The following is a 14,586-nucleotide window of genomic DNA, read 5'->3' on the forward strand; positions in this document are numbered from 1 at the left end:
ATGTATTGTTCCTGCAGTCGTTTACCATCCAATTGAAAAAGCTGTCCTAAAAGTTTACAGCTTATTGGATGATTATCAATTAAATCCTTTTAAAAAAGCAGCGAATTCCGCTGTTAACCGTGTGCCTTCGGCCACTGAATCCCAAGAGGTGTAAATCGTCGTTCCTGTTGTGTGATTGTACCACTTTCGTCTCCTTAAATGCAGAAAACAAGCTTTGCCGCGAAGGGGAAAGTCTCGGATGATGACCTGATCTAGAAAACCTTTTGACTCAAGTTTGTGTCCATGATATTCCTCAGGAGGAAGATTGCGCTGATCGAGAAATAAATGGGAGCCATCAGACATTGCTTCTATACGGATAAGTTCAAATTGATCCACTAAGTCTGGTGGGAGTAATAGCTTTAAAAGTTCAGTTTCCAAGTCATTCATTTAAACCACAAAACTAAAACTTATTAATCCATCCCCCCAGATTATTTGCTTGATCCCTAAGATCACCTGATTCGTCCGGCACCACCGGATTCTAATACAAATAAAAAGAGCGAACCCATCCAAGTTCGCTCAATTTAACTAACTTATTATTCATAAAAAAACTGCTGTTGGGGAAGGAGTCGAACCTTCAAGGGGTAGTTAGCTACAGTTCAAAAATTAATTTGTGGTCAACCCATAAACTGCGTTTATCCCGTAATCCCCACCACCGAGACAAGGAGGTGTGTCTGCCAATTTCACCACCCAACATGGTAGATCAGCAGGCGAGCCTGCTGAAGCTGTAGGGGAAGGAATCGAACCTTCAAGGAGTGGTTAGATCGTTGCCGATTTTTCCAGTTTCTCCGCCACCGAGACAAGGAGGTGTGTCTGCCTGTTTCACCACCCTACAGTATCTGTTTTTGAAGCAACCGCTGTATAAGAACGTACCTCTTTACTGTTGCTTGATACAAATGTAAGGGAAGATCGAATACGTTACAAATATTTTAAACATTTTATTTTATTTTTATAATAATTATAACCAATTTTGAATTTCATTATCAAATACCAAACCAATGAGCAAAAGGGAAAGTCAAAATTTAGATATTGATAACCTCGACATCGATATCCTGAAACAACTTATGCAGGATGCTACGAAACCCTATACGGAAATTGCAAAAGATCTGATCGTATCCGGCGGCACCATTCATGTCAGGATGAAAAAACTTCAGGAAATGGGCATAATCAGGGGCTCGCATCTTATTATCGATCCGCAGAAAGCCGGTTTTGACATTTGTGCATTTCTCGGCATATACCTTGAAAAAGGAATTCAATATAAGGACGCGGTTGCGCAGTTAAGCAAAATTAAAGAAGTTGTAGAGCTCCATTACACGACCGGTGCGTACAGCATGTTCGCCAAAATCATCTGCCGGGATACCGCCCATCTCAGGCATGTTTTGAACGAGGAGATCCAGGCAGTTCCCGGAATACAGCGAACGGAAACGCTTATTTCGCTCGAAGAAAGCATCAGGCGACAGATCGAACTGGGCTAAACGATTATTTAAAAAGTCCCTTCAGTTTCGCCAGTTTTTCCTGGAGATCGCCATCGGCATCTTTCTGTTTTTTCTGAAAGTTACCCGGTTTCTGATCGCCCTGTTTGCGACGGTCATGCTCGCGTTGCTTCTTCGGCGCAGCCTGCTCCTCTTTTTTCATTGATAAAGAGATGCGTTTGCGCGGGATGTCGACCTCGATCACAGTAACCTCAACATGCTGGTTCACTTTTACGAGATCGTTGGGGTTCGACACGTAGCGATTAGACAACTGGCTGGTATGCACCAGACCATCCTGATGTACACCGATATCTACGAAGGCACCGAAATTGGTAATATTGGTAATGATGCCAGGAAGTCTCATACCCGCTTTCAGGTCAGAGATTTCGTTTACTCCTTCAGTAAAGCTAAAACTTTCAAACTTTTCGCGCGGGTCACGGCCGGGCTTTGCAAGTTCAGCCATGATATCGTTCAGCGTTGGCAAACCGATCTCGGCGTCCACATATTGCTGCAGTTTAATTTGTTTGCGCAGTTCGGGGTCTGCCATCAGACCTTTTACGGTCGTCCCAAGGTCATGACTGATGCGGTTCAGCAGTGCATACCGTTCAGGGTGCACACCACTGCCATCAAGCACGTTTTCACCATTTCTGATGCGTAAAAAGCCGGCAGCCTGTTCATATGCTTTGTCGCCAAGGCGGGGCACCTTTTTAAGGCTTTCACGGTTCTTAAACGCACCATGCGTGTTTCGATACGCAACTATATTCTGGGCAAGCGCAGGCCCAAGACCTGATACATAAGCCAGGATCTGTTTGGATGCAGTATTAAGTTCAACCCCCACAGCATTTACAGCGCTGATTACGGTATCATCCAGGCCTTGCTGTAGTTTGGTCTGGTCTACATCATGCTGGTATTGCCCTACGCCAATCGACTTTGGATCGATTTTAACCAGCTCCGCCAGCGGATCCATCAGCCTGCGACCGATTGAAACGGCGCCGCGTACGGTAACATCGTAATCCGGAAACTCTTCGCGGGCAACATCAGATGCTGAGTATATTGACGCTCCGCTTTCGTTAACCATCACAACCATCACATTTTCAATCTTCAGCGACCGCACAAAGGCCTCGGTTTCGCGGCCGGCGGTACCATTACCGATGGCGATGGCTTCAATCTCATACTTACGGCATAACGTCTCGAGAGTTAAAGCAGCTTCGCGCTGGTTTCCGGCACCTGTATGCGGGTAGATGGTCGTGTTTTCCAGCAATTTGCCTTGTTTGTCAAGACAAACAACCTTGCACCCGGTCCGGAAACCCGGATCAATGGCCAGCGTATTTTTCTGGCCCATTGGTGCTGCGAGCAGTAGCTGACGGGCATTTTCTGCAAAAACCCGTATCGCCTCTTCATCTGCGCGTTGTTTGCTTTGCACGCGCAACTCTGTCTCCATAGCCGGTTCAAGGAGGCGCTTATAACCGTCTTCTATGGCAAGCGATACCTGCTGCGCCGATGCATTGGCGGCTTTAATATATTGATCATGCAGTAATGTTATAGCACCTTCCTGCGGTGGAAGCACATCCAGCCGGAGAATAAGCTCTTTTTCGCCGCGCCGCATGGCCAAAACGCGGTGTGAGGCGGCAGTTTTAACCGGCTCTTCCCATTCAAAATAATCTTTGTATTTCTGGCCTTCCTCTTCTTTACCCTTAATGACAACAGATTTGAATGTTGCTTTTTCCTGGAAATAACTACGCATACGTGTGCGCGTTTCGGCATTCTCAGAGATGTATTCAGCCAGGATATCGCGGGCGCCGGCGAGCGCTTCTACCACGGTCGTGACACCCTTTTCAGCATCAATAAAGCCAGCAGCAAACTCTTCAGGATTTATGGTCTCCTGCAGCAGGAGTTTTTCAGCCAGGGGCTCCAGCCCTTTTTCGCGGGCTATAGAGGCCCTCGTTTTGCGTTTAGGCTTGTAAGGGAGATAAATATCTTCCAGTGCAGCCATGGTTGCCGCTGCATTGACTTCCTGCTCCAGTTCGGGACTTAACTTCCCCAGTTCAGCCAACGATTTGAGAATCGCATCGCGCCTTTTATCAAGCTCCCGAAGTTGCTGGATACGGTCGCGTATAGCAGCCACCTGTACCTCATCCAGGCTACCTGTCATTTCTTTGCGGTAACGGCTGATGAATGGCACAGTCGCCCCTTCATCAAGCAGCGTAACGGTTGCCCGGACTTGTTTTTCGCCGACGAGCAATTCGCGGGCTATGATAGATTGGTGGTCTTGCATAAAGCTATCCTTTTAAGAGGACGCAAAGTTATCAATCCCGAAAAGAAACGGCAGCGTTTATGTGAAAAATCTGGCCTGATACAGCAGCTGGAAAAAATGCGCTATCATGAGGTTAAATTTTTACTGCAGCCCGGCGGCACAAAAAACAGCATAAAAACGCAAATTTTTTAACTTAAAGTTGGTAACTTTACGAAAGTTACCAACTTTGCAGGAGTCGAAGTGTGCACCGGCGGGTTTCACGCCCATTTTCAATTCATTTTCCTTACCTTTGCGCCAATCATAAGGGGTGCCTTGTTTTTTCAAACACAAAGACAGGCTGAGATCATACCCATTCCGAAACGTTCGCTTCCCGCAAACCGATCGGATACACCTGATCCGGATAATGCCGGCGTAGGGAAACGGATATGTTAAACAATATTTAGACTTGCCGGGGGAACAGCCCCTGCTTCCGGCTGATTGAACGGAGGAAAAATTGAAAAAAATTCTGCTTGCGGCATGTTTTGCCGTCCTGATGCCCTGTATGGTACTTGCCCAGGTAAACTTAACGGGAACTGTAACAGACAACAACAACCGGCCGCTCGCCGGAGCCACAGTAAAAACAGCCGATGGAAAACGCGTTACCCAGACAAATGAACAGGGATCGTTTAGCCTTACTTCTCTTCAGACCGGCCGTTACGTCATTGTTGCTTCATTTGTAGGTTACACTGCACAGCGCCGCCAGCTCTCCGTCAACACAGACAGCGAGCTGAATTTCAAGCTAGAACCTGCATCCTTTCTTGCCGAGGATGTAATTGTAAGGGCCACACGGGCGGGCGATCAATCGGCCGCCACCTACAAGAATGTAGGCCGGGACGAAATAGAGAGAAACAACTTCGGTCAGGACCTGCCTTTCATTCTTAACAATACCCCCGGTGTGGTGGTCACATCAGATGCCGGCGCAGGCATTGGTTATACGGGCATCCGCATCCGCGGCAGCGACGCTACACGAATCAACGTTACTGTAAACGGAATTCCTTATAACGACAGCGAAAGCCAGGGAACATTCTGGGTCAATATGCCCGACTTCGCCTCTTCAATAGACAATGTACAGATACAGCGCGGCGTAGGCACCTCTACAAACGGTGCGGGCGCCTTCGGCGGAAGTCTGAATATCCAGACCGGGCAATCGCAGGAAACGCCGTATGCCGAGCTTAATAATACATTTGGTTCATTCAATACCTGGAAAAATACCCTGAAGCTGGGCACAGGCTGGATCGACGGCAAATTTAGCTTCGATGGCCGTCTTTCGCGGATAAAATCAAACGGTTATGTAGACCGCGGCTCATCCGATCTCAAATCTTATTTCCTTTCCGGCGCCTACCGGGGCAAAAAAGATTTGCTGCGGATTAATGTGTTTTCAGGCACTGAACGTACTTACCAGGCATGGAACGGTATTCCCGAATCACGTTACTTCAATGATGCCGCCGGTATGCAGGCCTATATTGAACGCAACGGATTGAACGAGGCCGACGCACAAAACCTCCTGACCTCGGGCCGCACTTACAACAGTTTTACCTACAGGGACCAGACAGACAATTACTGGCAGGACCACTACCAGCTTCTCTACGCCCGGCAGTTCACCGAGAAATTTTCCTTCAACGGCGCTCTTCACTATACCCGTGGTAAGGGCTATTACGAAGAGTTGAAACCGGGCGAAGACCTCGAAAGCTATGGCCTGAACCCGGTAATTATCGGAACTGATACGATTGCTTCGACTGATCTGGTTCGCCGCCGCTGGCTGGACAACCATTTCTACGGGCTCACGTACGCATTTGACTATCGCCCTTCATCTGCAATAAGTTTCACGCTTGGCGGAGCTTATAACGAATATACCGGCGATCATTATGGGCAGGTTATCTGGGCGCAATACGCGTCAAACGGCACCAATGACCGTCGTTATTATATGAATGATGCCTTCAAAAGTGACTTCAACACTTACCTGAAGGTGAATTTCCAGGTTGCTTCCAAGCTGAATCTCTTCGCAGACCTGCAGTATCGCCGCATCTTTTATTCGATTAACGGAACCGAAAAGAACCTGAATACACTTGCTATTAAAGATATTCCGCAGTTCTTTAATCCGAAGGTAGGCCTGAGTTATACAGTTGCCGCTGCGCAAACACTTTACGCGTCTTACAGCATTGCAAACAAGGAACCCAACCGCGACGACTATATCAATGTTCCGGCCAATACACTGCCTACCTCAGAGCGCCTGCAAAATGTTGAGGCGGGTTACCGCATCAATACCGGGGCCTTAAACGCAGGCCTGAACGTTTATGGGATGTTCTACAAAGACCAGCTGGTTACAACCGGAAAAATTAACGATGTTGGCGAGTACTTCCGCCAGAACGTGGACCGCAGCTACCGCATGGGCATTGAAGCTGACGTGTCTTACGTCATCTCGCCCCGGTTTGCCATTAATGCCAATGCCGCCTTCAGCCGCAATAAGATCAGAAACTTTACCGAGTTTATAGATGACTATGATACCGGTGGTCAGCTCGCCTATGAATTCAGCAATACAGATATTTCCTTTTCACCACGGCAGGTACTGTTCGGCGAGCTGGTATACAAGCCATTCAAAGGCTTTGCTGCCGCCTACCAGAGCAAATATGTGGGCAGGCAATACCTGGACAATACCCAAAGCGAAGACCGCAAGTTAAACGGTTACCATGTGGCGAACCTGCGCCTTGGGTATGACTTTTCATTTAGTGGTGTACGCAACGTCAACGTGGGCCTGCTGGTTAATAACCTTTTCGATAAAGTTTATGCTAACAATGGTTATACCTATGGTTACCAATGGGGAACTATGGTACGCGAGAACTTTTACTTCCCGCAGGCAGGGACCAACTTTTTGTTAAGTTTGAACGTGAAATTCTAGCTACCAATGAAAAAATTTATAGAACCGTTTCAATACATAACGCATGACCTGCCGGATCTCCCGCATATCCGGCAGGCGGAGCTTGCTTGTCAGGCCGGTGCGAAATGGATTCAATACCGCTGCCTGAGCAAAGAAGATGAGTCATTGCTTGAAGACATCAACACAATTGCTGCCATCTGTGATGACTGGGGAACCACTTTGATCGTAACAGATCATGTGCATCTTCACGGGCAGGCCGATATTCAGGGCTTCCATATTGAAGATATGAACGCAGACTTCCGAAGTCTTCGAAACAGGCTTGGTCCGGATGTGACGCTAGGCGGCTCTGCAAATACAATTGAAAACCTGCTGCGCCTGGCGGCTGAAGGGTCAGATTATGCCGGGTTGGGGCCTTTCGGAGCCACCCGAACAAAACCGAATGACTATCCCCATCTTGGCATTGCCGGATACCGCGAAGCCATTGCGGCGCTTGCAGCCGCGGGGCTTGATTTCCCGGTACTGGCCGTTGGCGGCGTAACGGCCGCAGACATTCCCGCGCTGCTTAAAACAGGCATTTACGGCATTGCTACCTCAGCAGCCGTTTACGGGGCGCCCGATTTTGAAGTGGCGTATGCCGGGCTTTATAACCTGGTAAAAACCCGATAAACAACGTTGCCTGCTGGCGGGTGCAGGTTTTCGGAGGGTTTGCGTTGTTTCTAAACCCGATTGACGCGTAAAGCCCGCGGCGAGGAACGATCGCTGACTTGAAGCAAAAAGCGGGGCTGCAGGCTGCCATGCGGCAGAAGCGTGCGTTTTCAAAAAAAGGCTGAAAGATTTGCGCTTGAAAATATGCTGATTTAAACAATATTGCTTCCCTTCACTCCATTCCTTATCTTCGCTGCATGTCATCACACCACATCGTAAGGGAGAAACAGGAGCCTGCGCTTTATATCCATGAACTTGGAAACTTTAGTGAAGAGCTGCTCGGGCAGTTGCTTGAATGGAGTCCGACCGTCATTGTACACGGGCAGGCCTATGAAAAAATAGACTCGCTTGGTATCAAGGTTGATGCGGTCGTGCAGCCCAGCAATATCACCCTACAGGAAAGCACACAAACCATCGATGGTCTGGGCGATGCTCTGCCGCTGGTGCTCAACTACCTGGTGCAGGCAGGCTATCCGGCCGTAAACGTCATTACGCCGCAGCACGATCTCAAATTCATGACGGCGTTTTCCTCCCGGCTAACCATTGTAGTCTTTAACGAAACTGAAAAAACGTATGCCATTCAAAGCGGCTTTTCGGTTTGGAAGCCAAAGGACACCATATTTAAGATTCTCGGCAATGCTTATATCGAAGTAACCAACCTGAAAATGATTGGTGAAATGCCGGATGACGAGGAGCGTGATTATCATGCAGAACATGAGCATACGCCCGCTCCGGAATTCCGCGTTATCGAGGACGGCTTTGTAGAGTTTGTTTTTGCCGGCGATCCCATATTTATCAGCGAACAACTATGATTACCCTGCGAAGAGCCCATGAATCTGACATTGAAACCATCAGGAAAATTGCCCAGATAACGTGGCAGCCCACCTATGTGCCGATTATCGGACAGCCGCAGGTGGATTACATGCTTGAAAAGATGTATAACCCCGGCGAATTGCAACGCCAGTTTATGGCGGGCCATACGTTTTTGCTGGCTGAAAAACCGGAGCAGGTTTGCGGCTTCGCCGGATTTTCAGTCTCGAACGCGAAAGAACACCTCTTCAAACTGCATAAATTGTACGTTCTGCCCGAAGCGAATGGCCTTGGCATAGGTAAGCTACTGATCAGCGAAGTGACCGATCAGGTTAGAAAGCTCGGCGGTAAACGGCTTGAACTTAACGTGAACCGCCTCAATAAGGCCTACGATTTTTACCTGCGCGCTGGATTTGTGGTCAGGGAAACTGTAGACCTTGATATTGGCGAGGGGTATTTTATGAATGATTATATCATGGAAAAGCCGCTTTAACTGCGTTCTTCCCAAATCCGTGACAGATTCACGATAACTTCAGCAGCTTTTTGCATATCCTGAATACTAACCCATTCCTGCCTGCTGTGAAAGGCGTGCTCTCCAGCGAAAATGTTTGGGCAGGGCAATCCCATAAATGATAGACGGGAACCATCGGTACCGCCTCTGATGCTGCGTTTTTTCACTACCAGCCCGGCTTGCCTGATGGCCTCTTCCCCGAAGCTGACAACCTCCGGATGCTGGTCAAGCACCTCTTTCATGTTGCGGTATTGCGGTTTAATATCCAGGCTGTATGACGACCCGGGATATCTTTTCATGACCGTTTCAATTACATCGTGAAGCAGCTGTCCATGGCCCTCCAGCCTGGCATTGTCAAAATCACGGAGAATAAAGTGCGCCTCTGCATATTCAACTTCAGCTTTTATGCTGACCGGATGGATGAATCCCTCCTTTTCTTCTGTAACCTCGGGCCGCAGCCGGTCTTTGGGCAGGCTGGTTAAAACCTCTGCCAAGATCTGCATGGCATTTTCCATTTTACCTTTCGCGAAGCCAGGGTGACTGCTCACGCCGTTGATCTTCAGTACTGCTCCATCTGCCGAAAACGTTTCGTCTTCTATTGAACCCAGGCTCTCCCCGTCAATGGTGTAGCCAAAGTCTGCAGCCAGTTTTTTCATGTCAGCCTTGTCGACCCCACGACCAATCTCTTCATCAGGCGTAAACAGGATGCGGATGGCACCATGTTTTACTTCCGGATGTTCCACGAGGAACGAAACGGCCTCCATAATGGCACTAATGCCGGCTTTGTTATCAGCACCAAGCAGTGTAAGACCTGAAGCAGTGACAATATCATTTCCATGCTGAGCGCGCAGGTCGGGGTGTGCCGACTCGCGGATTACCACATTGGGATCGTCAGGCAGGACCAGATCGCGCCCGTCATAATTGCGGTGAATGATCGGCTTTACATTCTCGCCCGGACTATCGGGCGATGTATCCATATGCGAACAAAAACAGATGACCGGGACGTTTTTTACCGAATTAGCAGGCAGTGTTGCGTACACATAACCAAACTGGTCCAGGAGGGCATCTGTCAGGCCAAGCGCCAGAAGCTCTTCAGTAAGCACCCTGCCAAGATCCATTTGCTTCTCTGTAGAGGGGCAGGTCGGTGATGCGGGATCTGACTGCGTATCGATACGTACATAACGCATAAAACGGGCTTCAAGGGTATTGCGGGGTTCCTGATCTGTTAACATATTTCAAAGGTAAAATAATAGAGACAAATGCTGCCGCTTGTTTGGAAGACAATCTGTAATATCTGGTGTTGCGTAACTTAGCCCCTTCGCAATACTAAAACTCATGAAGATCATATATACCTGGCTGCTGGCTTTATCGATCACAACGGCAACTGCCCAGCAAACACCTTTTGAGCGGGGCTCTGGCAATACCACGACAACCTATGCCGAACTTATCCCCTATTATGAGAAACTGGCAGCTTCCTATCCCGGGCAGGCACGCCTGCTGCGTGGCGGATTGACCGACGCCGGCAAACCGCTGCACCTTCTGATTTTGTCGGCCGATGGCAGTTTTGACCCGCAGAAGATCCGTGCGGCCGGCAAATGTATTTTATTGGTTAACAACGGCATCCACCCCGGCGAGCCGGAAGGCATTGATGCTTCTATGATGTTTGCACGCGATCTTCTGAAAGACAAGAAAATTCCGGCAAACACTGTAATCTGCATTATTCCGGCCTACAACATTGACGGCATGCTGAACCGAAGCAGCACATCGAGAGCAAACCAAAACGGGCCGGCGGCCTATGGTTTTCGCGGAAATGCCCGGAACTATGACCTGAACCGTGATTTCATAAAAACCGATTCACGAAATTCTGAAAGTTTTCAGCAGATTTTTAATACCTGGCAGCCGCACATATTTGTTGATACGCACACAAGCAACGGGGCCGACTACCAGTATACCATGACACTGATACCCGCTCAGAAAGACAAGTTGCAGCCGCTTTTGTCTGCTTACCTGCAAAAGACAATGCTGCCCGAGCTTTACGGTAAGATGCAAAGTAAGGGCTATCCGCTGGTACCTTATGTAAATTCGGTTGCCGAAACACCCGACCAGGGCATCACCGGTTTTATGGAGTCCCCGCGCTACTCGACCGGATATGCAGCTTTGCATAACTGCATCGGCTTTATGCCGGAAACGCATATGCTGAAACCCTATAGCCAGCGCGTAGATGCAACACGGAAATTGCTCGAAACCTATGTCGAAGTAATCAGTAAAGACGTAAAAACCATCGTAGCCAATAAGATGGCCGCAGACCGGGCGGTTGCTGCCCAGCAGGAATTTGTGCTGGACTGGAAACTTGACCAGAGCCGCTCTGCCGAAATTACCTTCAAGGGCTACGAAGCCAGGTACAAGCCCAGCGAGGTGAGCGGAAAGGACCGGCTGTACTACGACAGAAACAGGCCCTACACCCGCAATATCAAAGAGTGGAACCACTTTATTCCGGCTATGTCCGTGCAAAAACCGGCCGCCTACATCATCCCGCAGGCTTACGAAAAGGTTATCGCTTTGCTGAAACTGAACAATGTGAAATTGAAACGCCTTGACAGAGACATCACTGTAGAAATGGAGTTATATACAATCGGCGATTATAAAACCGCAGCAAGACCTTATGAAGGGCATTATCTTCATTCGGCAGTACAACTGAAACCGGCAACGGTAACCATGAACTTTTATGCCGGCGACTACGTTGCCGAAACCAACCAGGCATCGAACCGGTACCTTGTCGAAACGCTCGAGCCGCAGGCAGCCGATTCCTATTTCAACTGGAACTTCTTTGACGCTGTTCTTGGTCAGAAAGAACATTTTTCGGCTTATGTGTTCGAAGATACTGCGGCAGCGCTATTGAAAAATGATGCCGCGCTGCGCAAAAAACTGAGCGATAAGAAGGCGGCAGACCCTGCATTTGCGCAAAACGCGGCTGCACAGCTTGACTTTGTGTATAAAAATTCTGATTATTACGAGAAAACACACCTCCGCTATCCGATCGGTCGCCTTGCAAGTGCCGCCTATCTAAGCCTCCGTTAATATGAACGCATACCTTCAAATTGCACCCGTTGCCTGCTTCGTCTTTGCGCTGACGATTATAACCAGCCTGTATGCCTTTTCAAACACAAATGTCTACGGCAAATTTATGCTGCATCCCTATTCAGTAGCAAAAGGCGCGAAACCCTGGACACTCATCACCAGCGGCCTTATCCATGCTGACTGGGGCCATCTGTTTTTTAACATGATGACCTTTTTCTTTTTCGCTTTCAGGCTCGAAGCACAGGTTGGGAGCCTGCGTTTTGCCATAATTTATTTCGCCGGAATGGTTCTGGCAGATATTCCCTCGGTGGTTAAACATAAGGATCATTTCTGGTACAACAGTCTCGGCGCCTCGGGCGCAATCAGCGCAGTATTATTCAGTTATATCCTGTTTGATCCGCTTTCAAAGTTATACATCATGTTTATACCAATTGGAATTCCGGCAGTTCTGTTCGGCGGAATATATCTTGTCTACTGCGTATACATGTCCAAAAACTCCCGGGACAACATCAACCATGACGCCCATTTTTTTGGGGCCCTGGCGGGTTTGATTCTCACGGTTCTGATGGTTCCGGGAATCATTAATCATTTTCTGAATACCTTATTCGGTTAGGGGAAGAGCGGGGTCGTCAAAAAAGCTCATCGGTGCCTCCGGGTTTTTGATGATCTCGAACAGCGTGAGTCCCCATGGTTTCCAGAAGTTCTCCAGTACCTGTCCGTAGGTTTTGTGCTGCCAGTGATCAAACAGTGGTTTTGCCGAAGCGCCCCTGAGAGGCATCGCCTCAATATAGGTTGTCCCGTTCAGGGTTACGATAGTATAATCGGGTAGCCGGTTAAAAAGATAGGCCGAATAATAAAACCGCGCACATAACTCCTCGAATTGCTGGAGGCTGAGGGGTCTGTTTTTTATTTCTTCAAGCAGGGTGTCGTGGTATTTCCTGTTGGCGCCATTATCCTGCAGACAGGCCACGATTCCAAAGTTCTTGAAGCGCAGGGAAAACGTAAGCGTATTAATCTCATCTCTGAAACTAAAAGGTGTATCCTGTTCTTCAAGTTCGGTGAGCACAATGCTCCAGGGGTTTACATTTTCAAAAACAAGGTCTGTGTAGATTCCCTGCAAATGCGTGTGCAGGTTGCCGAATTTCATCATCAGTGACTGCGACATATTCAGTTGGCCGGCACCGCCATTCTGCCTCAGAGCCGCGTGCATTTCAATGTAAACAAATCCGTAAATGAATTTGCCCAGCCAGTGAAACAACTTTCGTTCATCAAGCGCCTTCAGGGTGTCATACCCGCCAGCAAAGGCTGCCTCAATTTCAGCCTCAAGCGGATCGAGAAAACTTTCATTTACTTCAGTATTGACAGGAATCTGCAGCGACCGGTAACTGCGTATGCTTTCATCGAGCAGCTTGATGGCCTCGTCGCCGGTTAAGCCCGCCTGCTGCATCAGCCATTGGGGAATAACCGGTACCTGCACTACGGGTGTGTGAAACGTCTCCCCGCTCAAAAAACAGTTGCGGTAATAGAAATCGAAATTTTTGAACGGTTGATAGATCAGCTGCATCGGCCAAAATTAGGCATTATAAATTCCTGCTTGCTGTATATTACTTTTTTTAACTTTGGCATTACCGATCAGATCCAGACATGCAGCTCGCCTATCACGCCTACAAGCTAGAACTAAAACACACCTTTTCCATTGCGAAGTTTTCGCGCAACCATACCCCTGTGCTTCTTCTCAGAATCACGTACCAGGGTACGGAAGGATTTGGCGAGGCATCTATGGTGCCTTATATGGGCGAAAGTTTTGAAACCGCTGCGGCTTTTCTCGCTAAGACAGACCTGAACCAGTTTCGCGCGCCATTCGACTTTCCAGCCATCATTTCTTATCTGGATAACCTGGCGCCGGGGCAACCGGCCATAAAAGCTGCGATAGACATTGCATTGAATGATATCCAGGGCAAATTGCTGGGCCTTCCCTGTTACGAAATGTATGGCGCAAACCCCGCGCAAATGCCGGTAACATCGTACACACTTGGAATCGATACCCCCGAAGTACTTCGCGAAAAAGTTGCTGATGCGCGTGCCTGCAAAGTGTTAAAGATCAAACTGGGCCGGGACAATGACCGCGAACTGATTCAAACCATCAGGTCTGTCAGCGATCTGCCGCTTTATGTAGATGCCAACCAGGGATGGAGCGACCGCAAGCAGGCCATTGATATGATTTACTGGCTGCACGATCAGGGCGTTCTGCTGATTGAACAGCCGATGGATAAAACTAACATTGACGGCAACGCCTGGCTTACAGAACGAAGTCCGATACCGATTCTTGCAGATGAAGCGGTGCAGCGCCTCAGCGACATGCAGGCTATCAAAGGCGCCTACCATGGCATCAACGTTAAACTGATGAAAAGTGCCGGTATGTTTGAGGCCCACCAGATGATTCTTCAGGCAAAAGCCTGGGGAATGAAAGTCCTGATCGGATGTATGAGCGAAACATCCTGCGCAACCCTTGCTGCTGCGGCTCTCGCCCCGCTGTGCAATTGGGCTGACCTTGACGGGCCCCTGCTTACAAAAAACAATCCTTTCGAAACACCATCACTTCAGGATGGGAAATGGCTGCTGAATCATTCGCCCGGACTCGGACTAAACGGCACCGCATCTATTGCTTTTGATCAGTACCCATAATACGCCTGCCTACAGAAGTCCCCGGAAGCGGCGTTCATTTGGCTGCTGCTGTAAGCCCCCAGCCGGCAAAAAAGGGCCGTTTCCAAACATTTAATCCTGAAGCGCTGTTTTTTGGAAAAAG

General features: G+C 48.7%; 11 protein-coding genes, 1 tRNA gene and 1 riboswitch. Of the genes, 8 read left to right on the plus strand and 4 right to left on the minus strand.

Annotation, left to right across the window (positions count from 1 at the left end; all coding sequences use genetic code 11):
- Window positions 1-590: 590 nt before the first annotated feature.
- A tRNA-Asp gene (locus EJV45_RS19515) sits at window positions 591-732 on the minus strand.
- Between the two features lie 302 nt (window positions 733-1,034).
- On the opposite strand from EJV45_RS19515, the gene EJV45_RS14865 reads away from it, so the two are divergent.
- The gene (locus tag EJV45_RS14865) at window positions 1,035-1,511 is read left to right on the plus strand and encodes an Lrp/AsnC ligand binding domain-containing protein (protein WP_107213703.1); all 477 of its coding nucleotides are present in this window, start codon (window positions 1,035-1,037) and stop codon (window positions 1,509-1,511) included.
- 4 nt (window positions 1,512-1,515) lie between these two features.
- Here the strand turns inward: EJV45_RS14865 and EJV45_RS14870 are convergent, their stop codons facing one another.
- On the minus strand, window positions 1,516-3,783 hold the full coding sequence (locus EJV45_RS14870) for a Tex family protein (RefSeq protein WP_129716764.1): 2,268 nt from the start codon (window positions 3,781-3,783) through the stop codon (window positions 1,516-1,518).
- Between the two features lie 272 nt (window positions 3,784-4,055).
- Window positions 4,056-4,197, plus strand: a riboswitch (TPP riboswitch).
- A gap of 58 nt (window positions 4,198-4,255) precedes the next feature.
- On the opposite strand from EJV45_RS14870, the gene EJV45_RS14875 reads away from it, so the two are divergent.
- The 4 genes from EJV45_RS14875 (at window position 4,256) to EJV45_RS14890 (ending at window position 8,684) form a co-directional block, all read left to right on the plus strand.
- The gene (locus EJV45_RS14875) at window positions 4,256-6,697 is read left to right on the plus strand and encodes a TonB-dependent receptor (RefSeq protein ID WP_370291430.1); all 2,442 of its coding nucleotides are present in this window, start codon (window positions 4,256-4,258) and stop codon (window positions 6,695-6,697) included.
- A 6-nt stretch (window positions 6,698-6,703) separates the two neighbouring features.
- Window positions 6,704-7,342 (plus strand): thiamine phosphate synthase, encoded by a 639-nt coding sequence (locus tag EJV45_RS14880; RefSeq protein ID WP_129716766.1) that lies wholly within the window; start codon window positions 6,704-6,706, stop codon window positions 7,340-7,342.
- 236 nt (window positions 7,343-7,578) lie between these two features.
- Window positions 7,579-8,193: a thiamine pyrophosphokinase gene (locus tag EJV45_RS14885; protein ID WP_129716768.1), complete on the plus strand. Its 615-nt coding sequence runs from the start codon at window positions 7,579-7,581 to the stop codon at window positions 8,191-8,193.
- Entirely contained in the window at window positions 8,190-8,684 is a 495-nt protein-coding gene (locus EJV45_RS14890) for a GNAT family N-acetyltransferase (protein ID WP_129716770.1), read from the plus strand. The genes EJV45_RS14885 and EJV45_RS14890 overlap by 4 nt, the downstream gene beginning before the upstream one ends.
- On the opposite strand, the gene pepT is transcribed toward EJV45_RS14890, so the two are convergent.
- A complete protein-coding gene (gene pepT, locus EJV45_RS14895) occupies window positions 8,681-9,934 on the minus strand; it encodes a peptidase T (RefSeq protein ID WP_129716772.1) in 1,254 nt (417 codons plus the stop codon). The genes EJV45_RS14890 and pepT overlap by 4 nt on opposite strands.
- A gap of 103 nt (window positions 9,935-10,037) precedes the next feature.
- Between pepT and EJV45_RS14900 the strand changes: the two genes are divergently transcribed.
- Entirely contained in the window at window positions 10,038-11,780 is a 1,743-nt protein-coding gene (locus EJV45_RS14900; protein ID WP_129716774.1) for a M14 family metallopeptidase, read from the plus strand.
- Window position 11,781: 1 nt separating this feature from the next.
- Window positions 11,782-12,393, plus strand: coding sequence for a rhomboid family intramembrane serine protease (locus EJV45_RS14905; RefSeq protein WP_129716776.1), 612 nt, complete (start codon window positions 11,782-11,784; stop codon window positions 12,391-12,393).
- Here EJV45_RS14905 and EJV45_RS14910 read toward each other — a convergent pair.
- On the minus strand, window positions 12,382-13,344 hold the full coding sequence (locus tag EJV45_RS14910) for a hypothetical protein (RefSeq protein ID WP_129716778.1): 963 nt from the start codon (window positions 13,342-13,344) through the stop codon (window positions 12,382-12,384). The two genes, EJV45_RS14905 and EJV45_RS14910, sit on opposite strands and share 12 nt — an antisense overlap.
- Window positions 13,345-13,424: 80 nt before the next feature.
- On the opposite strand from EJV45_RS14910, the gene EJV45_RS14915 reads away from it, so the two are divergent.
- A complete protein-coding gene (locus EJV45_RS14915; RefSeq protein WP_129716780.1) occupies window positions 13,425-14,465 on the plus strand; it encodes a dipeptide epimerase in 1,041 nt (346 codons plus the stop codon).
- The last annotated feature ends 121 nt before the right edge of the window (window positions 14,466-14,586 follow it).

It is taken from the genome of Pedobacter sp. SYP-B3415 (assembly GCF_004138205.1).
GTDB lineage: Bacteria > Bacteroidota > Bacteroidia > Sphingobacteriales > Sphingobacteriaceae > Pedobacter.

What these genes read in the sequence shown, in the direction of transcription:
- EJV45_RS14865 (WP_107213703.1), top strand. Translation starts at nt 1,035, where the DNA reads ATGAGCAAAAGGGAAAGTCAAAATTTAGATATTGATAACCTCGACATC.
- EJV45_RS14870 (WP_129716764.1), bottom strand. Translation starts at nt 3,783, where the DNA reads ATGCAAGACCACCAATCTATCATAGCCCGCGAATTGCTCGTCGGCGAA.
- EJV45_RS14880 (WP_129716766.1), top strand. Translation starts at nt 6,704, where the DNA reads ATGAAAAAATTTATAGAACCGTTTCAATACATAACGCATGACCTGCCG.
- EJV45_RS14885 (WP_129716768.1), top strand. Translation starts at nt 7,579, where the DNA reads ATGTCATCACACCACATCGTAAGGGAGAAACAGGAGCCTGCGCTTTAT.
- EJV45_RS14890 (WP_129716770.1), top strand. Translation starts at nt 8,190, where the DNA reads ATGATTACCCTGCGAAGAGCCCATGAATCTGACATTGAAACCATCAGG.
- pepT (WP_129716772.1), bottom strand. Translation starts at nt 9,934, where the DNA reads ATGTTAACAGATCAGGAACCCCGCAATACCCTTGAAGCCCGTTTTATG.
- EJV45_RS14900 (WP_129716774.1), top strand. Translation starts at nt 10,038, where the DNA reads ATGAAGATCATATATACCTGGCTGCTGGCTTTATCGATCACAACGGCA.
- EJV45_RS14905 (WP_129716776.1), top strand. Translation starts at nt 11,782, where the DNA reads ATGAACGCATACCTTCAAATTGCACCCGTTGCCTGCTTCGTCTTTGCG.
- EJV45_RS14910 (WP_129716778.1), bottom strand. Translation starts at nt 13,344, where the DNA reads ATGCAGCTGATCTATCAACCGTTCAAAAATTTCGATTTCTATTACCGC.
- EJV45_RS14915 (WP_129716780.1), top strand. Translation starts at nt 13,425, where the DNA reads ATGCAGCTCGCCTATCACGCCTACAAGCTAGAACTAAAACACACCTTT.